The sequence below is a fragment of the Actinomadura sp. NBRC 104412 genome, from assembly GCF_030269515.1.
Taxonomy (GTDB): Bacteria; Actinomycetota; Actinomycetes; order Streptosporangiales; family Streptosporangiaceae; genus Spirillospora.
The window spans coordinates 39,289-64,487 of the sequence record NZ_BSTM01000023.1 but is presented as its reverse complement, the minus strand read 5'-3'; the positions used below and the strand labels follow the sequence as shown (position 1 = coordinate 64,487).

At 69.5% G+C, this 25,199-nt stretch carries 27 protein-coding genes and 2 tRNA genes; 11 read left to right on the top strand and 18 right to left on the bottom strand.

Translation table 11 applies throughout. The features are described 5' to 3' along the window. Positions 1–30: 30 nt before the first annotated feature. A tRNA-Pro gene (locus tag QSK21_RS25460) sits at positions 31–104 on the bottom strand. A gap of 122 nt (positions 105–226) precedes the next feature. Here QSK21_RS25460 and QSK21_RS25455 point away from each other — a divergent pair. Beyond that, a tRNA-Gly gene (locus QSK21_RS25455) sits at positions 227–300 on the top strand. 53 nt (positions 301–353) lie between these two features. Here the strand turns inward: QSK21_RS25455 and QSK21_RS25450 are convergent. From QSK21_RS25450 to QSK21_RS25400, 11 genes are all read right to left on the bottom strand, one after another. Continuing rightward, entirely contained in the window at positions 354–1,520 is a 1,167-nt protein-coding gene (locus QSK21_RS25450) for a tyrosine-type recombinase/integrase (protein ID WP_285699480.1), read from the bottom strand. Beyond that, the gene (locus QSK21_RS25445) at positions 1,520–1,765 is read right to left on the bottom strand and encodes an excisionase family DNA-binding protein (protein WP_285699479.1); all 246 of its coding nucleotides are present in this window, start codon (positions 1,763–1,765) and stop codon (positions 1,520–1,522) included. Before QSK21_RS25445 ends, QSK21_RS25450 begins: the two co-directional genes overlap by 1 nt. Then, on the bottom strand, positions 1,762–3,489 hold the full coding sequence (locus QSK21_RS25440) for a replication initiator (protein ID WP_352231320.1): 1,728 nt from the start codon (positions 3,487–3,489) through the stop codon (positions 1,762–1,764). The genes QSK21_RS25445 and QSK21_RS25440 overlap by 4 nt, the downstream gene beginning before the upstream one ends. Beyond that, on the bottom strand, positions 3,486–4,955 hold the full coding sequence (locus QSK21_RS25435) for an FtsK/SpoIIIE domain-containing protein (RefSeq protein WP_285699478.1): 1,470 nt from the start codon (positions 4,953–4,955) through the stop codon (positions 3,486–3,488). Before QSK21_RS25435 ends, QSK21_RS25440 begins: the two co-directional genes overlap by 4 nt. Before the next feature lie 85 nt (positions 4,956–5,040). Then, positions 5,041–5,241: a hypothetical protein gene (locus QSK21_RS25430; protein ID WP_285699477.1), complete on the bottom strand. Its 201-nt coding sequence runs from the start codon at positions 5,239–5,241 to the stop codon at positions 5,041–5,043. Further along, positions 5,238–5,423: a hypothetical protein gene (locus tag QSK21_RS25425; protein ID WP_285699476.1), complete on the bottom strand. Its 186-nt coding sequence runs from the start codon at positions 5,421–5,423 to the stop codon at positions 5,238–5,240. Before QSK21_RS25425 ends, QSK21_RS25430 begins: the two co-directional genes overlap by 4 nt. A gap of 104 nt (positions 5,424–5,527) precedes the next feature. Continuing rightward, positions 5,528–5,818 carry a hypothetical protein gene (locus QSK21_RS25420; protein WP_285699475.1) on the bottom strand — a complete coding sequence of 97 codons (291 nt, stop codon included), beginning with the start codon at positions 5,816–5,818 and terminating at the stop codon, positions 5,528–5,530. After that, complete coding sequence (locus QSK21_RS25415; protein WP_285699473.1) at positions 5,815–6,258, bottom strand: plasmid replication, integration and excision activator; 444 nt, start codon at positions 6,256–6,258, stop codon at positions 5,815–5,817. The genes QSK21_RS25420 and QSK21_RS25415 overlap by 4 nt, the downstream gene beginning before the upstream one ends. A 124-nt stretch (positions 6,259–6,382) precedes the next feature. Further along, positions 6,383–7,117, bottom strand: a complete 735-nt coding sequence (locus QSK21_RS25410; protein ID WP_285699472.1) for a GntR family transcriptional regulator — start codon at positions 7,115–7,117, stop codon at positions 6,383–6,385. Positions 7,118–7,268: 151 nt separating this feature from the next. Then, a complete protein-coding gene (locus QSK21_RS25405) occupies positions 7,269–7,511 on the bottom strand; it encodes a hypothetical protein (protein ID WP_285699471.1) in 243 nt (80 codons plus the stop codon). Continuing rightward, entirely contained in the window at positions 7,508–8,191 is a 684-nt protein-coding gene (locus tag QSK21_RS25400) for a DUF397 domain-containing protein (protein WP_285699592.1), read from the bottom strand. The genes QSK21_RS25405 and QSK21_RS25400 overlap by 4 nt, the downstream gene beginning before the upstream one ends. Positions 8,192–8,904: 713 nt before the next feature. Here QSK21_RS25400 and QSK21_RS25395 point away from each other — a divergent pair. Further along, a complete protein-coding gene (locus QSK21_RS25395; RefSeq protein WP_285699470.1) occupies positions 8,905–10,299 on the top strand; it encodes an NsdA family TPR-like regulatory protein in 1,395 nt (464 codons plus the stop codon). Beyond that, positions 10,296–10,814: a GNAT family N-acetyltransferase gene (locus QSK21_RS25390; RefSeq protein WP_285699469.1), complete on the top strand. Its 519-nt coding sequence runs from the start codon at positions 10,296–10,298 to the stop codon at positions 10,812–10,814. Before QSK21_RS25395 ends, QSK21_RS25390 begins: the two co-directional genes overlap by 4 nt. Positions 10,815–10,920: 106 nt before the next feature. Here QSK21_RS25390 and QSK21_RS25385 read toward each other — a convergent pair whose 3' ends face one another. Further along, positions 10,921–11,499, bottom strand: coding sequence for a DUF8453 domain-containing protein (locus tag QSK21_RS25385; protein WP_285699468.1), 579 nt, complete (start codon positions 11,497–11,499; stop codon positions 10,921–10,923). A 1,441-nt stretch (positions 11,500–12,940) separates the two neighbouring features. On the opposite strand from QSK21_RS25385, the gene QSK21_RS25380 reads away from it, so the two are divergent. The 3 genes from QSK21_RS25380 to QSK21_RS25370 all read left to right on the top strand — a co-directional run bounded on the left by QSK21_RS25380 (position 12,941) and on the right by QSK21_RS25370 (position 15,236). Beyond that, positions 12,941–13,600 (top strand): flavoprotein, encoded by a 660-nt coding sequence (locus tag QSK21_RS25380; RefSeq protein ID WP_352231319.1) that lies wholly within the window; start codon positions 12,941–12,943, stop codon positions 13,598–13,600. A gap of 70 nt (positions 13,601–13,670) precedes the next feature. Continuing rightward, complete coding sequence (locus QSK21_RS25375) at positions 13,671–14,777, top strand: PP2C family protein-serine/threonine phosphatase (RefSeq protein ID WP_285699467.1); 1,107 nt, start codon at positions 13,671–13,673, stop codon at positions 14,775–14,777. A gap of 135 nt (positions 14,778–14,912) precedes the next feature. Further along, on the top strand, positions 14,913–15,236 hold the full coding sequence (locus QSK21_RS25370; protein ID WP_285699466.1) for a DUF3040 domain-containing protein: 324 nt from the start codon (positions 14,913–14,915) through the stop codon (positions 15,234–15,236). A 28-nt stretch (positions 15,237–15,264) separates the two neighbouring features. On the opposite strand, the gene QSK21_RS25365 is transcribed toward QSK21_RS25370, so the two are convergent. Both QSK21_RS25365 and QSK21_RS25360 read right to left on the bottom strand, forming a co-directional pair. Then, positions 15,265–15,834 (bottom strand): hemerythrin domain-containing protein, encoded by a 570-nt coding sequence (locus QSK21_RS25365; RefSeq protein ID WP_285699464.1) that lies wholly within the window; start codon positions 15,832–15,834, stop codon positions 15,265–15,267. A 79-nt stretch (positions 15,835–15,913) separates the two neighbouring features. Continuing rightward, positions 15,914–16,366, bottom strand: a complete 453-nt coding sequence (locus tag QSK21_RS25360) for an ROK family protein (RefSeq protein WP_285699463.1) — start codon at positions 16,364–16,366, stop codon at positions 15,914–15,916. A 151-nt stretch (positions 16,367–16,517) separates the two neighbouring features. On the opposite strand from QSK21_RS25360, the gene QSK21_RS25355 reads away from it, so the two are divergent. After that, positions 16,518–16,937 (top strand): CBS domain-containing protein, encoded by a 420-nt coding sequence (locus QSK21_RS25355; RefSeq protein ID WP_285699462.1) that lies wholly within the window; start codon positions 16,518–16,520, stop codon positions 16,935–16,937. A gap of 47 nt (positions 16,938–16,984) precedes the next feature. Next, positions 16,985–17,488, top strand: coding sequence for a nitroreductase family protein (locus QSK21_RS25350; protein ID WP_285699461.1), 504 nt, complete (start codon positions 16,985–16,987; stop codon positions 17,486–17,488). 10 nt (positions 17,489–17,498) lie between these two features. Here QSK21_RS25350 and QSK21_RS25345 read toward each other — a convergent pair whose 3' ends face one another. Further along, positions 17,499–19,049, bottom strand: a complete 1,551-nt coding sequence (locus QSK21_RS25345) for an FAD-dependent monooxygenase (protein WP_285699459.1) — start codon at positions 19,047–19,049, stop codon at positions 17,499–17,501. A gap of 165 nt (positions 19,050–19,214) precedes the next feature. On the opposite strand from QSK21_RS25345, the gene QSK21_RS25340 reads away from it, so the two are divergent. Together QSK21_RS25340 and QSK21_RS25335 are read left to right on the top strand one after the other, a co-directional pair. Beyond that, positions 19,215–19,637: a histone-like nucleoid-structuring protein Lsr2 gene (locus QSK21_RS25340; protein WP_285699458.1), complete on the top strand. Its 423-nt coding sequence runs from the start codon at positions 19,215–19,217 to the stop codon at positions 19,635–19,637. Between the two features lie 289 nt (positions 19,638–19,926). Continuing rightward, positions 19,927–21,786, top strand: coding sequence for a tetratricopeptide repeat protein (locus tag QSK21_RS25335; protein WP_285699457.1), 1,860 nt, complete (start codon positions 19,927–19,929; stop codon positions 21,784–21,786). 4 nt (positions 21,787–21,790) lie between these two features. Here the strand turns inward: QSK21_RS25335 and QSK21_RS25330 are convergent, their stop codons facing one another. Beyond that, positions 21,791–22,564 (bottom strand): helix-turn-helix domain-containing protein, encoded by a 774-nt coding sequence (locus QSK21_RS25330; protein WP_285699456.1) that lies wholly within the window; start codon positions 22,562–22,564, stop codon positions 21,791–21,793. 275 nt (positions 22,565–22,839) lie between these two features. Between QSK21_RS25330 and QSK21_RS25325 the strand changes: the two genes are divergently transcribed. After that, positions 22,840–24,294, top strand: a complete 1,455-nt coding sequence (locus tag QSK21_RS25325) for a carbon-nitrogen hydrolase family protein (protein WP_285699455.1) — start codon at positions 22,840–22,842, stop codon at positions 24,292–24,294. A gap of 32 nt (positions 24,295–24,326) precedes the next feature. Here the strand turns inward: QSK21_RS25325 and QSK21_RS25320 are convergent, their stop codons facing one another. Beyond that, complete coding sequence (locus tag QSK21_RS25320; protein WP_285699454.1) at positions 24,327–25,127, bottom strand: IPT/TIG domain-containing protein; 801 nt, start codon at positions 25,125–25,127, stop codon at positions 24,327–24,329. Positions 25,128–25,199 lie beyond the last annotated feature (72 nt).

Genomic DNA, 25,199 nt, shown 5'->3' with positions numbered 1-25,199 from the left:
CACGTTGGAGTCCAGAGCCCCTGCCCTCCGTCGGGCTGGCGGGATTTGAACCCACGGCCCCCGGCACCCAAAGCCGGTGCGCTACCAAACTGCGCTACAGCCCGTCCGACCCGAGCAGTCTAATGCCGATCAAGCCCGGACGCCTCGCCCAATACCCGCGCAACGCGAGCACGCCCGAAACCCTGTACCCTACGGGTGTCGATCAGCGGCCCTCCGGCCCACCGACGCGGGCGTAGCTCAATGGTAGAGCCCCAGTCTTCCAAACTGGCTACGCGGGTTCGATTCCCGTCGCCCGCTCCAACCACGAAGGCCCAGGTCAGGGACCGATTTTCCCGCCTGGGCCTTGCTCGCACTCAAGATCGTTTGGGCTTCCGTGCCCGTTGCGTGCCCGATCGCTTCTTCGTGCCCTTCCTGGGCTTGCCGCCGTCCCGCGCGATCTTGAACGCCTCCCCCAGCGCCTCAGCGATCGCCCGGTCCCGATCTTGAGTCGCGTGCTGGTAGATCAGCGCCGCCCGCGTCGAGGCATGCCCCATCCGAGCCATCAGCTCCTTGAGACTGGCCCCAGTAGTCGCCGCGAGCGTGTTCCCCACATGCCGGAGATCATGAAAGTGCAGGTCAGGCAGGTCGACATCTTTCCGGACCTTGTTCCAGATCCGCCGGAATCCCGACCGCCGTAGGGGCCCGCCCTTGGGACCCACGAACACCCGGCCATCCGGCCCCTCCTCAGCGAACTTGTCCAGGTGGGCCCGAAGGTCAGGGATGATCTCCGCCGGGATCGACACCACCCGCCGCCCAGCGCGCGACTTGGGCGTGTCCTCCACGAGCTTGCCGCCGTCCAGCTCAGCTATCGCGCCCTCCACCCGGACAAGCCCCGCCTCCAAGTCGAGATGCCTACGGCGCAGCGCAGCCAACTCACCCCATCGCAAGCTTGCGAAGGTGCCCAGCAGGACGAGCGCTCGATACCGTTCGGGCGTCTTGGCAAGGATCTCGATCACCTTGCCCAGCGGGATCATTTGTCGCTCCGGAGTGTCCGGGACGCCGGCCCCCTTGATCCGGCACGGGTTACGGCGGATCAGCTCATCATCCACCGCTGTGTTCAGAATCGACTTGAGGAGCTGGTAAGCCTTTGCCACCGTCGACTGTCCGACCACGCCGAGCCGCTCCTTACGCCACCGCCGGACATCAGCCTCCCGGATGTCGACGAGATCGAAGTTGCCGAAAGTCGGGAGCAGGTGATTCCGCAGGAGCCCGCGATACAGCCCCTCCGTCCGAGGCTTGAGCACGCGGTCATCGATCCACTGTTTCGCGAAGACCTCGAACGGCACCCTGCCCGCGTCGGGGTCGATCCACTCGCCCCGCCGGATCTCCGCCTCTTTCAGCACGAGCCACTGATCCGCGTCCGTCTTGCTCGCGAAGGTATTCGGCGCCGGACGGTCGACCCCATCCGGACCGAGGTACCGCGCTTGGTAGCGCCCGGAGGGGAGTTGCCGAACGCGTCCGAACCGTCGCTTGCCAGCCATCAGGCAGCCCTCCTTGTCTTGTGGCCGTGAAGGGTGACCGGCTCGACGAGACCGGCCGCGATGAACTCACGTAGTGCCGATTCGGGGATGCGGACGAACCGTCCGACCCGCACGAAGCGGATCCGTCGTTCCTCCACCAGCCGCCGGGGGAACCGCGGACTGGTGTTGAGTACTTCCGCCGCTTGCTTGTAGTTCAGGAGCCGGTCATCGGGATGGAACGGCTTGTCCTTGCCCGTCTTGTTCACGCCGCCTCCGCAGTTGCCGAAATCTCAGGGGTGGTGTGCTGGGTGGCTTGGTCGAGTTGGGTGCGTTGTTGGATGCGTTCGTTGATCAGCAGCAACAGGCGATGCTCGACCGGCCGCACGTCCGGATCACTTGGCCCGGCGCGTTCCCACACATGGGTGGTGTGGGTGTCGGCGGTGTTCATGACAGGGATGCCGGCTTCTGCGAGCCGGGCCAGGACCCAGGTTTTGCGGTCGGCGCGGTGGTCGGCCAGGGTCTTGCCGGACCATTTGCGGGAGACCAGCACGCGGCGCCCGCCATAGCCGAGGTGTTCGCGCCGGTGTGCCTTGCCCTTGCAGAACCCCGGAGTCAGGCCCCGCCGGGCGTTCTTGGGCTGGACGCCGTAGCGCAGCCAGTTCGCGCACGTCGGGGAGCACGGCTCATACCGCAGCGCTTCGGCCATCCGGTCCATGTGCTCCCGCTGGGCCGCCGTTTCGGGTTCGTGGCATTCGGCTACGCCCTTGACCAGGTACTTGGTCAGGTAGCCGATCAGCTTGCGGGACTGGGGCGTGTCGGCCATGACGCCCTGGGCGTCGAGCTGACGCCCGAACCGCACCACGTGCAGCGGCTCAGCGTCGGGGTCCTGCCCGATCGCGTCCAGGGCTTCATCCCAGGTGGGCAGCACCTCGCCGGTGTCGGGGTCGATGTAGCCGCCGTTTGCGCCCGCCGCAGCGTCCCAGACCGGGAGCCGGTCCGCCTGGTAGAGCACGCGGTCGGTGGGTGGCCACCACACTTGGTGGTAGGTCGCCGCTACGACCTGCCGCAGTTCCGCGCGGGAGATGGTGCCGCGGATGGCCATGTGCAGGTGGGGGGCGAGGCGGCGTTGGGGTTCGACGGTGGCGAAGTACTGCACGTCGTAGCCGACGAACCGGCGCAGGTTCTGCACGAACCGATCGATCAGCTTGCCGAAGTGCAGCGCATCGCGTGCCGCCCGCGTGTAGTCGTAGGTGTCGGGGTCGGCCGGGGTCCCATCGGAGTTGACCCGCCCATAGGAGTCCAGGGTCAGGGTCAGGAACAGCGACGGGCGGAAGGTTGTGCCGTCCCGGCCCCGGTACACCTTGCCCACCGTGCGGGCGTCGACCGGGCGCCGGGGCAGGTCGGGGGCGTCCTGGCGGCGCCGGGTCGAGCGGGTACGCCGCGCCGGTCGGTCGCCGGTCTTGAGGGAGCCGCGGACGCCGGAACGTTCGATCTCGCCATCGAGTTCGGCCAAGAGCCGGTCCCAGAACTCCACGCCTTCCCCGGCCGCCGTCCCGGTTGCCGCCGCGCGGTCGCGTTCGGCTTGGGCACGGGCGCGTAGCTCCATCAGCCCGGCCTGTTCGGCATCAGGGTCGGCCCGTTCGATCACCGGTTCGGCGTCCAGGTGCCAGCCCTGGGCGCATTGCACCGCGCGCAGCCGGCGCTTGCGTTCGGCGCAGGGCGGGCACACCGAGGCCAGGGTGTGACCGCACGGCAGGTACACCACGTCGGAGGCGCCGGTGTGCAGGTCCACGCGGCGCATCGGCACCGGGCGGATGCACACCCCATGGTCGATGGCGACCTGTTCCAGCACACCCCGCGCCAGCGGCGGCAGCGTCTTGACCACCGCCCCGCCCGAGGCTTGCGCACCCGATGGAGCATCGCCCGCCGACTCGGCCGAGACGCCCGGCAAGGAGGAGCCGGAGGGCTCTTGGAGCAGGAGTTGAGTCACGCCACCTCCCCGAACCCGCCGGTCTCGCCGAGGCCGAGGGCGACCATGTGGCGGATGTCGGTGTCGGAGACGTAGGCGGCGCGGACCCGTACCGGGTCGGGGACGGCCTCCAGCCGCACATAACCGACCCCGGCGCCGATCTCGGGGACGGAGGAGATCTGATCGGCCAGCGCGCCACGGTCACGCGCCCCGTCGCCCAGCACCATGTCGACCTGTTCGGATTCGTCCAGGCGCAGGGCGATCCGGTCGGGGAACAGGTTGCGCAGGTTGTTGACCTCTTTGCGGGCGTCCTGCTGGGCGCCCAGCACGCAGTACCCCACCGACCGGCCCTGTGAGGTCAGCACCGCCAACGCCGACTCGGCCCGGCGGCGTAGGTCGCGTTCGGGGCAGTAGGCGGTCAGGAACGCCAGCTCATCCACGATCACCAGCCGGAACGGATCCTGATGCGAGGGGGTGAACGAGCGGGTGTGTCCGGCGAACCGGTCCGCGCGGGCGTTCATGTCCTGCGCCGCCGACTCCAGCAGGCGGACCATGCCGCCGTTCGGGTCGGAGGAGTAGCGGCCGTAGCGTTCGAACAGCGCCCGCCCAAAGGACAGTTCCATGCGTTTGGGGTCGATCGCCCACACCTGCACCAGCCCGCCCAGCATCAGCGGCAGCACCGCGCGGATGGTGGACCAGATCACCGACCCCTTGCCGGCCCCCGTCGCCCCCGCGATGAGCACGTGCGTCCCCAGCAGCCGCAGCCGCCAGGGTGAGCCGTCCTCCTGCCGCCCGATCACCACCCCGGACAGGTCCACCTGGTCCGCCTCCGGGATCGGGAGAGCGGGGATCGGGTGGGCTAGGGCGTCGTGGCGGACGAACTCCAGCCAGATCCGGCCCGGACGGTCCCCCTCCCGGATGCGGACCAGGCGGGCGCCGAAGCCGTGCGCCAGGTTGGCCGCCACCCGCTCCCACGCCTCCGGCGCCTGCCCTTTAAGCATGCGGACCAGCACCCGATCGGAGGTGGGGCCGGAGCGGACACGCACGATCGAGGGCAGGTACTCACGGCCCCGGTGGACCTTGGTCAACCCGGCGGTGACCAGGACCGGTTGCCAGTGCCGCCGGTACACCCAGGCCAGCCGCCACCGCGACCGCACCGGACCCGCGAAGTAGCGGACGAAGGTGGGACGGTCCGCGACCGCCCAGGCCGCCAGGACGAGCACGGCCAGCACGACGAGCAGGACGGGGACCGGCCAGCCGAAGGCGTAGCCCAGCAAGGACAGGACGGCCGCCACGCTCACGGGGACGATGTTGCGGACCAGCCACACCAACACCCGCACCAGGACGCGGACGGCGTTCACGGCGAGGACCAGGCCCTCAGGCATGTGCCAGACCGGGGGCGCCCACTTGGGCGCGGCGAACGGGTCACGCTGGGCCTCGACGGCGACGTTCTCACCCGGCCCCAGCTTGCGGAACTCCCATGCCATGATGGATCACCTCTTCAACTTGCGGGTTTGCGAGGGGAGAGATGCGGGGCGGCCGGAGATGCGACCTCCAGCCGCCCCACCTGTGTCAGACCGGCCGGACGGATCCGGTCGGCAGCGAGCGGGACCGGCACACCCCGCAGCCGGGGTCGCCGCAGAACCGCGCCAGGGTGTGCGACCAGCGCGCCGCCCGGCGCGACTCGGCCCAGCCCAGCAAGGCCCGCAGCCCGGCCACGCCCAGCACCAGCACCGCGAACAGGACCGCCAGGGCGACGAGGGGCGCGCTCATGCTGCACGCTCCGGTCCGGCCGTGCCCGCCCCGTCGGTTGGGGCGTGCAGCCGCTGCATCTCGGCCAGGTAGGTCTGCGCCGCCGTGACCAACTGCCGGGCGAGGTCCACATCGGCCGCCGTGACCGGCCCCTCACCCCGCCCGGCCGGAGTGATGCTCACGCTCACCGGGGCGCCGTGCATCTCCAGAATCGGAGCCTTACCGGGGTAGGCGTGACAGATCACCCACGCACCCGAACCCGGATTGACCGACAACGCCGCCCACGTACCACGGACCTTCCCGGCCATCACGCCACACCCCGCTTCCCCGACCGGCCCGGCGAGGAGACGCGACGCCCGGACCGATACAGCCGCTCCACCTCGATCGCGTACGCGGTCGCCTGCTCGGCCAGGCCCCGCGCGAACTGCACATCACCCGGCCCCAAACGCTCGGGAAGGGTGAGGATGACCAGCACCCGCCCGGCCGAGAGCGTGAACAGCGGCGTGCGCGTACGGAACGCCCGGAACTCACTAGAGGCGTTCGCGTCAACCGGCAGCGACAACGCCGACACACGCCGACTGGCCCGGCCCGCCATCATGCCGCATCCTTACCGGACGACCCGGAGGAGGCGGAACGGCCCGCGCCCTTACCTGCGGCAGCGGCGGGACGGATGCCGCGCGCCCGGAAGGAGTAGGCCACCCGCACCCGCGGATCCCCGTTGGGCTTGCGGCCGGTCTCCTCCACATACGGCGTCACCGTCAGCCCCTCGAACTCGATCGGGCGGAACGGCCCGAACACCGCATCCGGCACCACCGGGCACACCTCGGCGGCCACCTTGACCCGGATCGCCGACGCCCTGTGACCCGCCGCCGGGTCGGCGTCGTACACATCGATCACCCACACCGGAAGGCCGGTGGCCTTGTCGATCTCCTGCCGCTTGGACTCGAAGTTCTCCAGCGCCTCCGCCGGACCGGTCGCGTACACCCCGTGCGGGAACACCTCACCGAAGCTGACGGGGATCCTGCCCTGAATCGCCATGGTGGCATCACTCCACTCGTTCGACCGCTCGACAACTTGTACTGTCGAGTTGCCATGAGAGTACGTCGCCGGAGACGACTCGACAAGTCGAGTACCCGAGGGAGATAGTGTGACTTAGGTCACGTCACAGGGTGTAGGTCTCTTCCAAATCGTGCAGCTCACCCGGCAGCACCAGCTCCACCACCAGCACCGCACGCCCGTCACCGTCGAGCACCGAGGCCAGCACTCCGAACACCGGCGCCGTCCTGGAGATCTGGAGCGGTTTGGCCTCCGCCGCCGTGGGCCGCCGCGCGCTGAGCCGTTCCACCACGTGCACCAGCCGTGTCCGCGTGCCCGCCTGCACGAGCTGACGGACCGGGGCCGTCAGCGGCTCGGCCTGGTCCAGCCCGGACGAGCGCGCCACCTCCGGCGACGCCCACAGCGACACCAGCTCACACGGCAGTTCCCCGCGCAGGCCCAGGCGTTGCCGCCGCAGCAGCGGCGCACCGGCCACCACACCCAGCAGCCGCGCCACATGCTCCGGAGCGTCCACCTGGCCCACGTGCAGGATGCGCACCCCGGCGCCGGCCTCTGCGTCATCGAGCACGGTGCGCGCCGGGTGCGCCTGCTCACCCTCGGGCGTGAGCGGGGCCGCCTTGACGAACGAGCCGCGGCCGTGCTCGCGGACGATCTCCCCGCGTAGTTGCATCGCCTGCAACGCCCGCACCACGGTCGGGCGCGCTACCCCGAACTCTTTGATCAGTTGCGATTCCGAGGGCAGGGCGGAGCCGGGCGGGTAGGTGCCATCGGCGATCCTGCGCCGTAGCGCCGCGATGATCTGCGCGTACTTCGGTGGCGCGTACCCCATATCGTCCGACATCTCATCCTGCCATCAGCTCGACAACTCAACCGTCCAGGCAGCGTAGCGGGTTGCCGCACGTCATGTCACGACTTCACAGGACCGCCACCAGGCACCTATCAAGGCGGGCGAGCACCCCGGCCAGGTACCCGCACGCCGGGCAGTTCGCCGGTCAGCTCACCACCGGCCCTGCCGTCGTCCAGTTGAGCGTGTTCCCGGCGTCCTCATCCAGCCAGATCACCACGTTCCGGAACTCCATGACCATCATCGGCATGCGGCCATGCAACCGGCACACCAGCAACCGGCCCGACCCCTGCACAGCCGGGACCAGCTCAGCGCGCAGCACCGCGCGCACCGGGCAAAACTCGCACTCCTGATCGGTATCCGCACCCACGACCTTGGCCAGCAGAGTCATGACCGGTCACCCGCCCGGCTCAGACCACAACCCGGCCGCTCGGGCTGAGAGGACAGGTCGATTTCAAACCACACGTTCTGACCCGCCCCATCGGCGTACACCCCCATCGCCGCCGACAGCTCCGCAACGATGAACAGGCCCCGGCCGCCCTCGGCCAACAACCCGGCCTCTTCACCCAGCACAGAACCGGCGCCGTTCCCCTCGTCCAGCACCTCAACGCGCAGCCGGTCGAAGGTCTCCACCACCACCAGGACCAGGAACCCGCACGGCGCCGTCCCCGAATGCAGCACCGCGTTCGTCACCGTCTCGCAGGTACACAGCACCACGTCATCAAGCAGGCCCGCCGGGTAGTGCGCCAGCTCGCCCCGCAGCACCCGACGCGCCCGCACGGCCGCCGTCGCATCACACGGCAACCGGCGCACCAGCATCCGATGCGTCATCTGGCGCACCAACCGCCGCCACGCCTCCGGCGAGACCGCAAGCACCACACCGCCACGGTCGGTCGAATCACGAACGGCCACAAACCCCGGGCCCTTCGCCACCTCCACGCACCCGGTCTGATTCAGCGTCTCGCACCGCGAAGCCCTCCGGAACTCCAACGGCACCGGCAACCCCGGCACTGCCACTCTCCTCACCTTTCCGTGTCGAAGTCGGCGGGCACATGCAGGCGAACGCGACATACGCCACCAGGCCAACCAGGTAACTGTCATAACCCCGATCAATGGCGCGTACCCCGGCCTCATACCGGTGATCACCGGTCAGTTCCCCGTCCCGCACCAGCAGCGCCCGCACCACCGCCCGCGCGCCCGCACGGTCCCGCCGCTCCGGCAAGACCCGCCAGGTCCCATCACGCGAGGTGCCCACATGCCAGTGATCAGGCACCCACACCCGAGCATTCGCCGGCACCGGCCTCACCCACCCGGCCCCACAACACCGGCGCCCTTCCCACCCGCGGCGCCGACCAGGACGCGGCCCGCCCGCACCCACGACACCCCGAACCCGACGCCCGGCCCCTGCACCATCACGCCGCCTGCACCCCCGTCCCCACACACAACGGACAGGGCTCCAACTCCTGAACCGGAAGCGGCTCGCGAGCACCCCCCGACCGGACCGCGACCAGCCCACGCCGAGGAAGAACGAACTTGCCACCCCGCCCACCACACGACACACAGGCCCGGCGAGGCTCATCCACTGTCTGCTGCTGCGTCATGGCGACCACGATCGGCTAGATGCAGATCCAGACCCATCTCGCGCCGGTATCACACGGCGATATCACGCGCCGAGATACGCTCGACCCACGGCGCCGTACCTGATGAGCTGGAAGGCAGAGACGATGCCCCCACGGGCCTCAGACCCGATCGCCATCCCCGCTTCACTCTGGCAACGACCGCAAATGATCGATGCTCTCCGCAGTCGCAATATCGGCGCCGTCTTCCAACTGGTCCACCAGTACGCAGGAGCCAGCCAGACCCAGATGGGCATCGCCTGCGGCATGGCACAAGGCACAGTCAGCGTCTACATGAACGACGCCCGGCAAGTGCAGACGCTAGACGTCCTCGAACGCATCGCCGACGGCCTCAACATGCCCGACTCCGCCCGCATGGATCTTGGCCTCGCACCTCGCACATCTCCCGGCGAGCCCACCAGCAGCATGCCCCCGGGACCGCGTACCGAGCCCCGAGATTTGGCAACGGGGTCGATCCTGGGTTTCCCTGGTATAGACAGCTACATCGGGGAGGACATGGAACGCCGCCAGCTCTTGCAGGCCCTAGCCGCGCTCGGCATCAGTGTCTCGCCGGGCACGTATGCTCTCGAAGCCATCCGAACAAGCATCGGGCAGACCTTCGAGAACAATGACGGGCGACAACTCGACCATTGGGCAGAGACTTCTCTAGAGTACGGATACTCCTACCTATCAACTCCGCCCGAACACCTCATTGAAGATCTGGCAGCAGACATGGTATCCCTCCGCCTGCTGACCAGGGGCGTCAAGGACCGCGATTCGCCGGTCTATCGGGAATGGTGCCGGATCAGCGGAATCCTTTCCGTCCTCATGGCGAAGACGCTCAGCAACCTGGGTCGCGCCAGGGAAGCCCGTCACTGGTGGCAAACCGCTCAGGCAGCATGTGACAGCTCAGGCGACCTTGAAAGTCAGTTGTGGGTACGTGGCGAACGGCTCATTCACGGACTATACGAGAAGCGGTCCCCGCATCTTCTGATTAGACAGGCCAGTGAAGCCCTCGAACTTTCCCAGGGCCACCCGTGCGCCGGACTCGCGTCCGTCAGCACAGCCCGCGCCCAGGCTCTCATCCTGGCGGGCAAGGTCGACAACGCCAACCGAGAGCTATCCCGAAGCGAGCGGATACTTGAACAACTACCCTCCAGCGTCACTGAGGACCTTGATTCAGTGAACGGATGGGGCGAGGACCGATTGCGCTACACCGAGGCATGGGTTCACGCCCACAGCGGCGATGTGGCCAAGGCCGACAACGCAGCCCGCAGAGCGATCCAGCTCTACCCAGCAGAGGACAGCAGGAGCCCAGCCCAGATCAAGCTCCTCCAAGCGTTCGCGCACGTCCAAGCGGGCGACATCAGCGAAGGTGTCCGGCAGGCCCAAGCGACCTACGAGGCACTTCAACCGGCCCACCGCACCACAATGATCACCAATTTGGCAAGTCAGGTCCTCCAACCCGTGCCACCCGAAATGCAAGGCCATCCGATCATCAGCGAGTACCGCGAACGACTCGCACTCGCCGCATCACCAGCTCACAAGGCGATCAGGTCATGACCGACGCCACGTACACGCACCACACCGGCGAGCAGACACTGGAAATGCTCCCCGAACTGACCGAGGTCTACCTAGCAGCACGCAAGGACGACCCGCACCGCGACGACCCCCTCTTCAGCCGCGAACAGTTCACAGCCCGCACACAGGCCCAAGCCCACAGCCCAGGCTTCAACCTGGTGACCGTCCACGTGGCCGGAGCCTTGGCCGGCTTCAGCTTCGGCTTTCGCTTCCCAGCCGGAGGCTGGTGGGCCGACGCCACACCCCCACCTGAACCCATCCTCACAGCGACCAAGTTCGCCGTCATCGAGCTGGACATACACCACGCCCACCAAGGCCAGGGCTTGGCGCACCCCCTCCTTGACGCCCTGCTCACCACACGCAGCGAGGACTACGCCACACTCGCCACCATCCCCGGATCCCCCGCCCAAGCCATGTACGAACGCTGGGGCTGGTACAAGATCGGCACCATCGGCGGCGAAGGCCCCGTCATGGACGCCATGCTCACAGACCTCTAAACCACCGGCAAAACCATGCCACCGCCGAGACTCATTCTGTGGGAGATTGACCACACGCTCACAGAGACTGGAAAAGTCAGGATAAGAATGCTTATCGAATAGTGGACTATTTTATCTTGTCCGTCAATTTACGGATGGCTCTTGTTAGGTCATATAACGTTCCCTCGGCTAGAACTGGCCCCTCCAATAGGAGGGCATTTAGATCTAACTTATACTCCAGAGGATCCAGGGCTCCAAGCGGACCATCTCCCGTGATCTTAACGCTATAGGACTTTGGGAGATTTGAACTAGCAAGTTCGAAGCCCAGGCCGAAAAAATGAGAGACGCGGGCACCCGGGGGCATTGCGGGAATCCCTTCAGCAAGCGCCTTTTTAGCGCCTATGTCCCTGAACTTTTCGGTGGCCGACTCTAGTGGAGGGTTAAACTCGACGCGAACATTGGTCGCTACCGATCTACCAATGTTCTCAATTATAAGCAGTAGCATAGAGCCGTTTCGTGGATCTGGTCGAATGTCCACATATACGTAGGGTTGCGTCGCGTCCCTCCACATCTTCTCTTGAAGTGCAAGCGATCCCTTCGCCGCCTCAGCCTGATTTCTCGCGTGAGCCACTTGCCTCCAACTTGCGATCGCGGCTACAACTGCTATCACGGCCGCAATAGTCGCTATCCAGTCAGTCGCATCCATTTGTCACCTGTCCCGACTTAGAACCGACCTGTTCAAGTGAGACTACGCTAAGTTGGTCGAACTCTGTGAGCAGTTGACTCCATTGCCGAATTCGGCCATCTAAGATCAAGGGCGGCGGCGCTTCGCGCCACCGCACCGCCCGCCCGGCGACGCCGGGGCGGGCGTGCGGCCTGGGGGCCGGTCCCGCCCCGGCGGGCCGAAGGCGGGCGCGCGAAAGCCACCGCCCAGGCCGGCCGCCCGGCTGACGGCAGCGCCGGGGTACGCGCCGCCGCCGAGTGCTTAACGACGACGAGTAAGGAGCCGGTCCAGCACTGCGAGCGCCGCTCGCCTCCGTAATGGTTTACGGGACCACACGGCCGGGAGCACCACCCCGAAGGTCGCGACTAGCAAGACGAGCGCCCACAGCAAGGCGAAGAGAGCCAGCCCAGGGAAAGAAGTCATGGCAAGCAGACTGCCGAAGCTCCTCTCACATCACCACAGACGTAGCGTCCTACTTTGAGTCTCTCGGCATCGAGAGGTAGGACGTAACGTCCTAGCTGTGCAGCTCAGGAACTATCCGCTTCCGAAGACTCCCGGAAAAAATTCGCCTCCGGCGGGGGCCTCCGACTCCGGGAAGCCGACCCGCAAGATTACCGGAGGGCGAGGGGTTGAGTTAGGGGAGCTTCCCGTCTGCCGCCGTCCCGATCGGAGATCTACCAGACCAGGGCCAGGGCGCCAAGGTCGTTCGTCCAGTGGGGCGCTCCACCTTGGCGCCCTGACCCCGCCCTGGTAGCGCGGAGCGCGGGACGACGGCAGACGGGAAGCCCAGACACAGGGTCCGCGCAGCTATTCGAAGCGACTAGACCATCCCCGCGCGCGCGGGGAGTCATTTTTTTATGGTAGAAGACATCGTTCGCGGGTTTTTTGAGAGAGGGATTGCCGTTACACCACTGGATAGGGCCAGGACGGCAACAAGGAGAGCACGCGACTCATCGTCTTCAACGTAGCCAGCTACGGCAGACAGGGCGGCGAGCCACCCAGCAACTCCAGCCACGAGCATGGACCTCCACTGCTCTGGACTAGGTTTGCGCATCGTCTCTCCCTGCTGCCGTCTCCCCCGAGACGCTCCCGTAACAGCTTAGGTTCCCTGCCGGATGCAGGAGACTGAGCGTGCCCTGATCGTGCCCGTTCGGTCGGTCGCCAGCGGGGGGTCACGGTCACTTTCGGATCATGGCTTAGGAGCGCTGAGCTGGATGGAAGCCGGTTGCGTGATCATGGGCCGATATCTTCCAAACTGGCTACGCGGGTTCGATTCCCGTCGCCCGCTCCAACCACGAAGGCCCAGGTCACCGGCATGATCCCCGTGTCCTGGGCGTTACCCGTCTCCACCGGCCACCCGCTTCGTGGCCGGCCGTGAGCGGCTGGGGCGATCTTTCGGGCAGGCAGTGGCAGAGTCCCATTGATGCGTCCGGCCTGGGTGGATGCCGTCCACTTGGGTGGCTTCGTCTTGCGGGTGTTGTTGAAGGCCAGCCGTACGCCTCGTTGTGAGCGTGTTCTCGATGGCATGGTGTTGGTGAGTCGTGCGGTGTCCTGGGATGGGGGGTCGGTGGTGGGGCTTCTTGGGGTTGTTGTTTGTGCGGCCGGGCCTGCGGGGGGCGTTGGGGAGCTGGTGTCGCTCGCGCAGGGGCGTGGGTGGGACGTGCAGGTCATCGCCACGCCTTCGGCGTTGGACTTTATTGATGTCGAGGCGTTGGAACGGCAGACGGGGAATCCGGTGCGTTGGCGGTACCGGAAGCCCGGGGAGCCTCGGGCGCCCTTGTCGGACGCCATCATCGTGGCGCCGGCGACGTACAACACGGTCAACAAGTGGGCTCATGGCATCAGCGACACCTATGCGCTGGGGGTGCTCGCGGAGGCTCCTGGGATGGGGACGCCGATCGTTGTGCTGCCGTTCGTCAACAGTGCGCTGGCGGGGCGTCACGCGTTCAAGGAGAGTGTGTCGACGTTGCGCAGTGAGGGCGTGCGTTTCGTGACGGGGTACGGGGAGCGTCCGCCGCGGAGTGAGGGGGACGACCGTTTCCCCTGGGAACTGGCGTTGAGGGAGGTTGAGCGGGCCGGCTGACCTGGATTGCGGCCGTTGGGGATGGGGAGGTCAGCGTGTACGTCCTGAGGGGCGGGAACGGGGGGGAGAGGTGATTTCCAGGCGGGTCGGCGGATGGTTCCTGCGCGTGCTGCCGTACGGAGTGATGGTCCTTGTGGCGGCCATCGACTACGTCGGCGGTCCCGGGCACGCCTTCCTGCCCATCCTGTCGCTCGGGCCGGCGTTCGCGAGCCTGACCGGCGGGGTCTGGCGGATGGTCGTCGTCGGCGCGGTCGCGGTGACCTTGGCCGGGCTCCTGGCGGCCTACAACGGCCTGCTGGGCACCCGCACGGCCTACCTCAGCATCGTCACCATCGCCGGTGTCGTCGCCGCCGGGATCTTCGCGGGGAAGATCAGGCAGGACAGAGCCCGGGAGCTCGCCGACATCCGTACGGTCGCGGAGGCCGCGCAGCGGGTGCTGCTGCGTCCGGTGCCGACGCGCGTCGGCTCCATTCACGCGGCCGTGCGGTACATCTCGGCCACGGCCAGGGCCCGTATCGGTGGCGACCTGTACGAGGTCGTGGTCACCCCCAGGGGCGTGCGGCTGATCGTGGGGGACGTGCAGGGCAAGGGACTGGACGCGGTCGAGACAGCCGCCGCCGTCCTCGGCACGTTCCGCGAAGCGGCCTATGACGAGCGCGACCTGGCGGGCGTGGCGACGCGGTTGGAACGCACGTTGTCGCGTCGGTTGAACGAGGAGGAGTTCGTCACCGCGGTCCTGGCCGAACTCCAGGTGGCCGACCGCATCCTCCTGCTCAACTGCGGTCATCCCGCGCCGCTGGTGCTGCGCGCGGACGGCTGTGTCGAGCTGGTCGAGCCTTCCGAGCCCGCGCCGCCGCTGGGCATATCGCCGCTCGCCGACATCCGGCCGCCGCTGTCCGAGGTGCCGTTCGCGCCCGAGGACCAACTGCTGCTGTACACCGACGGGGTGATCGAGGCGCGCGATGCCCGCGGGGCCTTCTACCCGCTCGTCGAACGGGCCGGGCTGCTTCGGGACGATGACCCGGAGAAGGCGCTCGACAGGCTCCAGGCGGATCTGCTCGCGCACTCCGCGTCACCGTTCCAGGATGACGCCGCCATGTTGCTCCTCAGACGGCGTTCCGATGCGCCGTCGCCCGAAGGCATCCCGGCGACATCGGCACCGCAAGGCCCCGGGTAGGCTTGACGCGCCGCGTACGGCATCGGCGCAACGCGCGAACTGCACGCTTTCCGTCAAACCGCGCATGGGCTGCGCCCAGAGGGAACGCATCCGAAGTGAAACGGCGTTCCGACGCGTCGCTATGACGGGGGAAACATGAAGCTCTCGCAGGATGAGGCACGCAGGCTCCAGCAACTGGAGCAACGGCTGGCGGTGGACGATCCGGACCTGGCCTCGCTGCTGTCCACGGGCCTTGAGGAGCCCGACCCGCCCGCGCGTGTCTCCCCGCGGCTGGCTCCGCACGGCCTGCCGGCGCGCGGTGGCGGGACGGCGACGGCGATGGTGCTCGCGCTGGTCTTCCTCGCCCTCCTCGTCCTGGGTGCGCACGCGCTGACGGCGAACCCGCCCGCGGATGAGGGCGGGTCGCAGTGTCCCACCGCCGGCTGTGAGGACTTCCGGCGGTACGTGCCCGGCGAATGACCGTGCGCGTACCGCCGGAAGAGGCGTCTCAGCCGCGGCCTCGGCCGGTGACCTTGTCGAGGACCCTGTCGGCCATCGCGACCGCGGCGCCCGCGCCCTTGAGCACGCCCGGCGTCGGCGGCGTGTTCGGATGCGGCCGGGTCGGGGCCCGCTTCTTGCCCTCTTCGAGCTTGCGCCCGAGGTCCTGAGCGCGCTCCTGCGTGATGACCTTGCGCAGCTCAGGCCACACCTGGTCCTCCTCGTAGGCGATGTGCTCGCGGCCCTCGGCGATGAACGAGGCCAGCAGTTCCTCGAACCGGTCCGAGCCGGCCTCGGCGTGCCTCAGGTCGTTGAGGGTCTTCTTGGCCTCCTGCTCCTGCGCGACCGCGTGGTCGGCCAGCCGGTCGCCGTCGGGGACGAGCTCGCGCACGGTCGGCCAGAAGTACTCCTCCTCGACCGCCTCGTGCTTGGACTCCTCGATGATGAGCTGCTCCACCATGTTCTTGCGGAGCCGCCGCCCGTCCTCGCCGGACGGCGGCGGGCGGCCCTCTTCGAGTTCGGTGCAGACCCGCTTGACCTCGGCATGGTCCCGGGAGAGAACATCGAAGACGTCAGGCATCGGTTCTCCTCTCATCGGTCTCCCCCACCCCTGCCCGCTCCGCGCGCGGCAAACGTACGACCGCGGACGAGGTTGAGGATCACCTTGCGAGGAGGTGGGCGGAGGTGCCGCGGGTCGCGAGGGCGACGGCGCCCAAAACCTCGGCGCGGTCGCCGAGGCTGCCGGCCACGATGGTGACGCCCTGGCTGACCGCGGGCGGCAGCCGCCGGGCCAGGATCTCGCGGACGCCGTCGAGCAGCGGCGCCCCGGCCGCCGCGAGCTGACCGCCGATGATCACCAGTTTGGGGTCGAGGACGGGACAGATGCCGGACAGCGCGCGTCCCACCGTGCGGCCCGCGTCCACCAGGACGCGCAGGCAGCCGGGATCCCCGCACTCGGCCAGTTCCAGCACGTCCGCGAGCGTGATCTCCGGGCCGCGGGTGTGCGCGACTGCGGCGGTGAGCGCACGCGCCCCGAGCGTCCAGGCATCGCGACGGTCACCGCCACGGTCCGCTACCAGGGAAGGACGGCGTCGACCAGCTTCGTCGTCCACGTCGCCAGGTAACCGGCTCCCGCTACGGGGACGGATCCGCACCATCGCTGGATCCGTCCCCTTTCCCTCGGGCGTCGCGGATACGGGGCGGATCCCTGGGTATGCGCGGCGTGAGAGATCGCGAAGCCGCAGAACATCAAGGGGGCCGACCATGGCACAGATCGTGGGAGAGGTGATGACACCCGCGCCGGTGGCGGTGCCGCCCGAGGCGTCCCTCGTCCATGCCGCGGTGCAGATGCGCGAGCATGGGATCGGCGATGTCCTGGTCGCCGAAGAGGGCCGCCTGGTCGGCCTCCTGACCGATCGCGACATCGTGGTGCGCGGGGTGGCGCTGGGCCGCGACATGGCCGCGACGACCGTCCGCGAGGTGTGCAGCGCCGACCCGGTCACGGTCTCCCCGGGCGACGACGCCGAGACGGCCGAGCGGCTGCTGCGCGAGCACGCGATCCGCCGCCTGCCGGTGGTGCAGGACGGCCGTGCCGTCGGCGCGATCAGCCTCGGTGACCTGGCGATCGAACGGGACTCCCGGTCGGCGCTCGCGGACATCAGCGCCAAGCCGCCCAACACCTGAGCGGACGGCGCACGACCCGATCACCGACACCAAGAAAGGCCAGCCGCGTGGAAACCTGGGAAGCCATCACGTCCCGGCGCAACGTCCGGTCGTACCAGGACGAGCCCCTGCCGAAGGAGCAGCTCGACAGGATTCTGGAGGCGGGGCGCCGGGCGCCGTCGTCCCAGAACTGGCAGCCGTGGGACTTCGTGCTGGTGGCGCAGCGGCGGCGCTTGGAGGAGCTGGCCCGCGTCTGGGGAGGCGCGGGGCACGTGGCGCGCTCGGCCGCCACCATCGCCCTGGTCACGGACGCCGCCACGCAGGAGAGGGCACGGTTCGACCTGGGCCAGGCCACGATGGCGATGATGCTGGCCGCGGCCGACCTCGGCATCGGCAGCGGCCACGCCAGCGTCTCCGACCAGGAACTGGCCCGTGAACTGCTGGGCTTCCCCGAGGACAAGGTCTGCGCGTTCCTGATCGCGTTCGGGGTGCCGGCGGACCGGCCGCTGCGCCCGATCCAGCGGCCCGACCGCAAGCCGTTCGACCAGGTCGTGCATCGCGAACGCTGGTAGGCGCACGTCTTCAGCCGGTGACGACCTCGCCGAGGGCACGGCGCAGCGCCGCAGACAGGTCCGCCGGGTCGTACAGCACGGCCGCGACATAGGCGTCGGGACGCACCAGCCAGATCTCCCCGGGACGGGCGCCCAGGGCCTTGGCGAGACCGCCCGTCCGGTCGATCTCCGCAAGGGCGAGCACCGGCACCGGCACGTCCCGCAACGTGACACCCTCGGTCGTCAACGCGAGGAACCCGTCCCGTGCCAAAGCACGCATGTGGTCGCGGCGCGCCGTCACGGGCGCGTCGGGAAGCAGGACCCCGGGACCGGGCGGCGGGACGTGGCCACGCGGCGGGCGTCCCGCGAAGGGACGTTCCGGATCGGGCGTCGTCAGCGGGGACGCGACGTACCAGAAGGGCTCGGCGAGCCGCCCCGAATCCACCTGGGAACGGGCTGTGGCGTCGGTGGCCGCGCGTGCCAGCACGTCCGCGCGGTGACGGCGGGCGGCGTCGTCCTGCGGGACGAGGAAGTCCATCGTCGCGGAAGTGACCTCAAGGTTCTCCAGCGCGGCGGCGTGCCGTTCGGCGTGGTAGCTCTCCAGCAGTCCGGGACCTGCCTCGCCGCGGAGCGCGTAGGCCAGCTTCCACGCGGCGTTCTCCGCGTCCCCGACCCCGGAGTTCAGGCCACGGGCGCCGAAGGGCGAGTAGACGTGCGCGCAGTCGCCGGCGAGCAGGACCCGGCCCACGCGCATCCGGTCCGCGACGCGCGAGCTGAAGCGGTACACCGACTTCCACACGACCTCGTACGGGCGGTCGCCGACGATGGCGCGGATCCGCGCGTCCAGCCCGCCGGAGACCTCCTCGGCCGCCAGGTCGTAGCCGGCCGGGACCTGCCAGTCGATCCGGAACGTCCGCCCCGGGCACGGATGGATCAGCACCTGGCGGCCCGGGTTCCAGGACGGGTCGAAGTAGAACCGCCGCTCGTTCGCCCATCCCGGCAGGTCGGCGCGGATGTCGCAGATCAGGAACAGGTCGTCGAACGAGCGCCCGTCGAACGCCACGCCCAGCATCCGCCGCACGCCGCCATGCGCGCCCGTGGCGGCCACGGCGTAGTCGGCGCGGATCTCGCGCGGCCCCCCGCCGGTCCGGCAGGTGACCGTCACGCCCGCGTCGTCCTGGTCGATGCCGGTGACCTCATGGTCCCAGCGCACGTCGATCAGCGGTTGCGCGGCGATCCGCTCGTCCAGGATCTCCTCGGTACGGGACTGCGAGATGTTGACGAACGGCGGGAACGCCGACACCCCCGGGTCGGGCAGCGCGCAGGCGAACAGCTCGCGGTCACGGCAGAACGTGCGCGCGGTCGTCCAGGTGACGCCCTCGGCCGCGATGGCACGGCCCGCGCCCACGCTGTCCCACACGTCCAGGACGTCGCGCTGCTGGCAGATCGACTTGGACCCGATGCGGTCGCGCCCGGGACGGCCGTCCACCACGACCACGCGCACGCCCCAGCGGGCGAGCAGCAGCGCGGCGGTCTGCCCGACGGGCCCGTTGCCGAGCACCGCGACGGTTCCGCTTCCCATGGGCACCATCGTCACCCTGGCCGCCCGCCACCGGAAGCGCGGCGCGCATCCGCCCCTTCCGCGCGGCGGTCGTCACGGACGGTAGCGCCACGCCGGTGCGGGGCGTCCGGTGTTGTCCCCGCCGTCCGCTAGCGTCTGGGTAGCCGGCCTAGCAGAAAGGACCACATGGCGGAGAAGGTCATCCTCGTCGACGACATCGACGGGACCGAGGACAGCGATGTCGCCAAGCGTGACTTCGAGGTCCTGGGACGGACGTTCACGATCGATCTCAGCGAGGCCAACGACAAGCGGCTGCGGGACGCGCTCGCCACGGTCGAGCAGTTCGTGGACAGGGCCCGTGAGGTCAAGGCCGCCGGGCGGGGGCGCAAGGCCGCGAGCGCGGCGAAGGTCAAGGGTTACACCAACTCCGACGTGCGCGCGTGGGCGCGGGAGAACGACGTCGAGGTCTCGGCGCGGGGCGTGATCGCCGACGAGGTCTACGCGGCGTTCATCCAAGCCCACCCCGACGCCGCGCCCGACACCGCGCCCGACACCCAGGCGTCCGACACCCCGGCGCCTCCGGCGGACCAGCCCGACGACGACGCTTAGGGCGACCCGCAACCTGGAAACGGACGGCACGCGGGGCGTGCCGTCCGTTTCCACTTCTGGCCGTCCTCTGGCCGTCCGAAACCCGCGCGCCTCGCACCGTCCCCCCGCACTCCCTTCCGTGGAAGTCCGTGCGGCGGCGGCCTTGTGCGCGAAGTCACGCACGCAAACGGGGAATGGCGTTACCATCTCTGCGTGCACGTGCATTCGACCGAGCATCTGCACCGCCCAATGCACGGGAATTCGCGGGGTGACGGTGGACGACGCAACGACGCGTAGGACGATGCTGGCGGTGCACCGGACGATCCTGTGCGCGGACGTGGAGGAGTTCTGCCGTCCCGATCGGACCAACCCCGTCCAGGTCGCGGTGCGGGCCGCCCTGCGGAAGGCCCTGGAGACGGCGTTCGGCCGGTCGGCGCTGCGCTGGGAGCGCTGCCACCGCGAGGACCGGGGCGACGGGGTGCTGATCCTGGTGCCGCCGGAGATCCCGAAGGGACTGCTGGCCGGGCCGTTCATGTCAGCGCTGTCCGCCGCGCTCGCCGAGCACAACCGCCAGGCCCCGCCCAGCGCCAGGATTCGGCTGCGGGTCGCGCTGAACGCCGGGGAGGTGCAGTTCGACGCCCATGGCGTGGCCGGGACGTCGATCAACCAGACGTTCCGGCTGCTGGAGTCGAAGCCGCTGAAGGAGGCGCTGCGCACCTCGCAGGCCGACCTGGCGCTGATCGTCTCCCAATGGTTCTACGGCGAGGTCGTCCACCACCAGGAGGCCGGCGAGTTCGGCGCGTTCGACAAAGTGCCGGTGCGGGTGAAGGAGACGATGGCCTGGGGATGGCTGCGGCTGCCGGACGAGCCCCGTACCGTCCTGGGATCGTCCTGTCCCGCGCTGGCGCCCCCGGCCGCACGCATGTTCCGCCTGCTGGCGCTGCACCCAGGCCCGGACATCTCGGTGCCCGCCGCCACCGCCCTGTCCGGTGCCACCACCGCCCAGACCCGCCGCCTTCTCGACACCCTCGCCCGCGCGCACCTGCTCGTGGAGACCCCGGCCGGCCGCTACCGCCTCACCGGGCCGCCGCGCGAGTACGCCACAGAACTGGCCGTGACCGAAGGCGGCGAGGACGACGCCGACAGCGCCGTCCGCCGTGCCCTGTCCTGGTACCTGCACACCGCCGACGACGCACGGGACGCTCTGAGCACGCAGCGCCGCACCATCTCGCTCTCCCTGCACGGCCGGCAGGCGCAAGCGCATCCGTTCGCGTCCATGTGGGACGCGCACCAGTGGTGCGAGGCCGAACGCGTCAACCTGATGGCCGCCGCCCGTCACGCGGCCGCCACAGGCAATCACGACATCGGCTGGCGCCTGCCGCTGGCCCTGTGGGAGCTGTTCAGCCTGCGCGGCCCCTGGGTCGACTGGGTCGACATGCTGCGCACCGCGCTGGATTCGGCACGCGACGCCGCCGAGGAGGAAGGCGAAGCCCGCGCCCTGACCGCCCTCGGCTACGCCTGCCAGGACAGGTGGCTGTTCCACGAGTCCGCCGACCATCTGCTGCGGGCGCGGCCTCTCTTCCGGCGCATCGGTGACCGGATGGGCGAGGCATGGGCGTTGCACGGCCTCGGCCTGGCCGTGCGCAGGTTGCAACGCTACGAAGAGGCGACCCTGCTGCACCGCGAGACCCTCCACATCGCCACGGAAGTGGGTGACCGCGGCGCCCAGGCATGGGCGCTGGGCGGCCTGGGCTTCTCCTACGCCGGTGGCCGCCGCTATGCCGAATCACTTGAGCAGTTCCAGCGGTCGCTGAGACTGGCGCGACAGGCCGACCGGCGCGCCGAAGGGTGGGCCGGATACGGCCTCGGCCACGCCTACCAGCGGTTGCGCCGGCCCGACCGGGCCGTCGCGCACTACCGTCCCGCGCTGGAGATCTTCCGGGCGATCGGGGACTGGCCCGGCGAGGCCGAGACCCTCGACGCCCTCGCGAGGATCCAGCTGTGGGCAGGTGAACGCGAGGCCGCCCGCGCGTCCTGGACGAGCGCCTTGCGGATCTTCCGGCTGCTGCGGATGCCGCAGGAGGCGCGGGTCCGCGACCGGTTGCTCACCATGGCCGGCCAGGACGTCGTCGACTATCCGGAGGTCGAAGCCGCCATCGCCGGCCCCTGAGAGATCAGCCCTGGCCGCGTCCCTCGGAACGCCGCGACCTCCCCTGAGCGCGCCCGCCCTCCTCGCGGCCCTGGAATTCGGGGCGTGCCCGTCCGGAACGGTCGCGCGGCTCCGGGGCCTCGCCGGGGAGCCCGTGGGCGTCCGCCTCGGCACGCGCGCCCTCGCGTGGGGCGGGATGCTCGGCGGGAACGCGGACCGCCGCCTCGTCCTCCTGGAGCAGGCCCGCGGTCTCCGCGTACTGGCGCCCGCGGGGGGTGATGTCCCAGGCGTTGTGGCGCCACTCCTTGCGGCGCCACACCACGCCCGCCGCCAGCAGCTTGCGCCCCACCCGGCTGATCTCGGTCTCGTCGGTGCCGAGCTCGGCGGCGAGCTCCTTGTTGGACATGCCCTGCCGCCGCGCCACCGCCACCAGGAAGCGAGCCGCGTGACCGTTCGGGTGCAGGCTGAGCTGGAGCCCTGACGGCAGCCGCCGCAGTGCCCACTGCACGGTGTCGATCAGGCCGAGGATCCGGCCGCGCTGCTCGCGCTGGTCGCCGTCCAACGCCGGGACGTCCAGATAGTGGGTGCGGACCAGCCACTGGAGGCCGTCCTGCACCTCGACCAGCGCCGGTTCGTCCGCACAGAGCGACGCGTCGGTGATGAGCATGCCCAGGGCGCTGAAGTGGCCGTCGCCGACCCCCTTGCCGTGCTCCATGGAGCCGATCAGCCGCCGGGCCTCCGACCTGCGGTCATGTCCGATCTGCGGGAACGGACCCTTCGCGCGCGCCCTCGGATTCACGGGTCACCTCACGGGTCTCGGGGAGGACGGACCCTTCCAGGGTGCGTCGACGCCAAGTGAATGTCAAGTGAGGAATCTCCGGAATGTCACCATGAGCCGCACCACGGTCGAGGGGGACCTGCCCGCGGCGCGAGGAGGGCGTGACCGTTCCGGTATCCACTCTCGCGAACCCGGGCGCCACTTTCTGTATCGGATGCAACTGATCGAAGCCGCTCGCCGGAGTTAGCATCGATCGACCTCACGTGACCACCCTTGTCAACCCCCTGGGGGCGCTTATGACGGATCAGTGGGCGGCGCCTGCCCCGGCCCACCCCGCCGATCCTGCTGATCTCTTCATCCGGCTCTACGACGCGCTTCCCGACCATCGATTCCAGGGCTGGCAGGCGACCGACTGGCACCGCGACCCGGCGGTACGGCGCCGGGCCGACGAGATCTGCGAGACCGTCCTGGCGCTCGGCCGGCTCGACCCCGACCTCACCGAGGAGATCATCGAGGCGGACGGCGACCGCGGGCGGTTCGCGATCCTGCTGGGGCTGGACGCCGCGCTCGCCTACGCCAGCCCCTACTCGCCGTACCACGACGCGCCCGCGCTCAGCGGCGTGCTGATCCAGTACCTCACCGAGGGGCGGCTCAACTCCGACGAGCGCGACGGGGCGCTGCTGCCCCGCTGCGCCTTCCCCGGCCGCCCGCTCGGACGGCGGACGAAGGCCGAGTTCTTCGGCGTGCACCGGGTCCCGCCCGCCGAATGGGAGCGGATCGACCACAGCGTGCTGCCCGCCGTCAACGACGCGCACTTCAACCGCGACGAGCCGGTCACCGTCGGCTGCGCGCCCGTGCTGGAGACCTTCGACGACGTCGAGATCGGGTTCGAGCGCCGCTACGACATGACCCTCTACCGGCTCCATCCCGTCGACTCCGACGCGGTGCGCAAGCGGATCCGGACGATCGTCAGGCGGCTGGACGAGGCGGGCGCGCGGATCGCGGTGATGCCCGAGATCGCCCTGTCGGACGGCCTGCTGGAGCACTGGAAGGAGGTCGCCTACGACACCGCCGGCCGCGACCGCGACCAGCACCCGCTGCGTTACATCATGCTGGGCAGCGGCCCGCTCGGCCCTGGTGACCCCCCGCCCAACCGCGCCGTCCTCATCGACCGCTGGACCGGCGAGGAACTGCTCGTCCAGGACAAGCTCTCCGGCTTCACCCTCGACCAGGACCAGATGCGGCTGTGGCGGCTGCCCGGAGCGCCGACGAGCGGCACCGCCGAGGAGCACATCCAGCCCGGGACCAGGGTCTCCGTCCTGGACATGGCCCTGGGCCGCCTCGCCATCCTCATCTGCGAGGACCTGACCCGCTCCATCGGCTGGGAACGCGAGCTGCTCGCCTGCGGCGTGTCGCACCTGCTGGTGCCGATCTTCTCCAAGCCGATCCTCCGCTACCGCTGGGAGCAGCAGGGCGCCGAGCGCCAGATCGCCACCCTGGGGAGCTGGGTCACCGTCGCCAACAGTCTCGTGGTCGGCACCGTCATCCCCGACGACGAGCTTCCGGGGCCGCGCTACACGGCCCTGGTGGCGGGTCCGGAAGGGCTGGAACGCACCTCCTACTCGGGCACCGTCCAGTTCGCCAAGGCCAAGACCGGTGACCGGTTGGCCGTGCTGGACGACACCGAGGCCCTTCCCACCCTCCTGCCCGGAGCCCCCTACGACGTGTGGCACAGCCACTGGACGGGTTGACGCCCCACGCCCCGGTCGCAGGCCCGCCCCCCTCAGTCGACGGTGAACTCCGTGGCGCTCGTCGCGGAGCCCGAGGGGGTCGTCACGGTGAGGCGGCCGGTGACCGCGCCCGGCGGGACGGTGGTCTGAAGGCGGGTGTCGCTCACGTCCGTGACGGGCGCGTCCGCCTGACCGAAGCGGACGGTGGAGGCCGAGCCCAGGCCGATGCCGCGGATGACGACCAGGCTGCCGACCCGGCCGGACGCCGGTTCCACCGAATGGACCTGCGGGGGAAGCGCCTGGTCGCGGCCCGCCCGCGGGTGGGCGAGAAGGGTCGCGAAGACGGCGCTCAGCTTCTCGGCGGTCTCCCGGGAGAACAGCCCCACCAGCGCGGCGATGGCCGTGACGCCGTAGGGGTTGACGTCCGAGGAGCCGCCGGTCGGCGAGGTCAGGCCGCCGCGCAGCACCAGGTAGACCATCAGGCCGAGCAGCGCGCCGACGAGCGGCAGGAAGCCGTACATCATCAGCCAGCTCCGGCGGAGCGTACGGTTGCCGACGTACCAGTAGAGCGAGCGGAGCGCGTGCACCACCGCGCCGAGCGCGCCCGCCGCCATGACGACGATGAACAGGCACGCCTCCCGCGACAGGCGGGGCGACCAGCCGAAGAGGCGGACGGTGACGGTGTCCGGGGTGAAGGCGTAGCGGCCGTCCGCCGACACGCGGGGGCCGGGCGGCCACGCCTGGACCAGCACGACCACCAGCGCGGCGGCCAGCAGAACGAGGAACCCCGCGATGAGGACGATGTCCCGGACCCCGGCATACCGGTTCCCGACCGTCGACTCGTTCTCCCCCAACGCGCGCCCCCTCCACCGGCTCCCGATGTCGCAGGGTTATCTAAGCGTGCCGGGAGGGACGTTGCGAGCCCC

Coding starts and splice junctions, on each gene's coding strand:
- QSK21_RS25435 (WP_285699478.1), bottom strand. CDS start 4,955: ATGGCATGGGAGTTCCGCAAGCTGGGGCCGGGTGAGAACGTCGCCGTC.
- QSK21_RS25340 (WP_285699458.1), top strand. CDS start 19,215: ATGGCGGAGAAGGTCATCCTCGTCGACGACATCGACGGGACCGAGGAC.
- QSK21_RS25370 (WP_285699466.1), top strand. CDS start 14,913: ATGAAGCTCTCGCAGGATGAGGCACGCAGGCTCCAGCAACTGGAGCAA.
- QSK21_RS25385 (WP_285699468.1), bottom strand. CDS start 11,499: ATGGATGCGACTGACTGGATAGCGACTATTGCGGCCGTGATAGCAGTT.
- QSK21_RS25400 (WP_285699592.1), bottom strand. CDS start 8,191: ATGTCGCGTTCGCCTGCATGTGCCCGCCGACTTCGACACGGAAAGGTG.
- QSK21_RS25450 (WP_285699480.1), bottom strand. CDS start 1,520: ATGGCTGGCAAGCGACGGTTCGGACGCGTTCGGCAACTCCCCTCCGGG.
- QSK21_RS25420 (WP_285699475.1), bottom strand. CDS start 5,818: ATGATGGCGGGCCGGGCCAGTCGGCGTGTGTCGGCGTTGTCGCTGCCG.
- QSK21_RS25365 (WP_285699464.1), bottom strand. CDS start 15,834: ATGCCTGACGTCTTCGATGTTCTCTCCCGGGACCATGCCGAGGTCAAG.
- QSK21_RS25415 (WP_285699473.1), bottom strand. CDS start 6,258: ATGGCGATTCAGGGCAGGATCCCCGTCAGCTTCGGTGAGGTGTTCCCG.
- QSK21_RS25405 (WP_285699471.1), bottom strand. CDS start 7,511: ATGACTCTGCTGGCCAAGGTCGTGGGTGCGGATACCGATCAGGAGTGC.
- QSK21_RS25325 (WP_285699455.1), top strand. CDS start 22,840: ATGACGGATCAGTGGGCGGCGCCTGCCCCGGCCCACCCCGCCGATCCT.
- QSK21_RS25395 (WP_285699470.1), top strand. CDS start 8,905: ATGATCGATGCTCTCCGCAGTCGCAATATCGGCGCCGTCTTCCAACTG.
- QSK21_RS25390 (WP_285699469.1), top strand. CDS start 10,296: ATGACCGACGCCACGTACACGCACCACACCGGCGAGCAGACACTGGAA.
- QSK21_RS25345 (WP_285699459.1), bottom strand. CDS start 19,049: ATGGGAAGCGGAACCGTCGCGGTGCTCGGCAACGGGCCCGTCGGGCAG.
- QSK21_RS25410 (WP_285699472.1), bottom strand. CDS start 7,117: ATGTCGGACGATATGGGGTACGCGCCACCGAAGTACGCGCAGATCATC.
- QSK21_RS25425 (WP_285699476.1), bottom strand. CDS start 5,423: ATGCACGGCGCCCCGGTGAGCGTGAGCATCACTCCGGCCGGGCGGGGT.
- QSK21_RS25430 (WP_285699477.1), bottom strand. CDS start 5,241: ATGAGCGCGCCCCTCGTCGCCCTGGCGGTCCTGTTCGCGGTGCTGGTG.
- QSK21_RS25355 (WP_285699462.1), top strand. CDS start 16,518: ATGGCACAGATCGTGGGAGAGGTGATGACACCCGCGCCGGTGGCGGTG.
- QSK21_RS25380 (WP_352231319.1), top strand. CDS start 12,941: ATGCGTCCGGCCTGGGTGGATGCCGTCCACTTGGGTGGCTTCGTCTTG.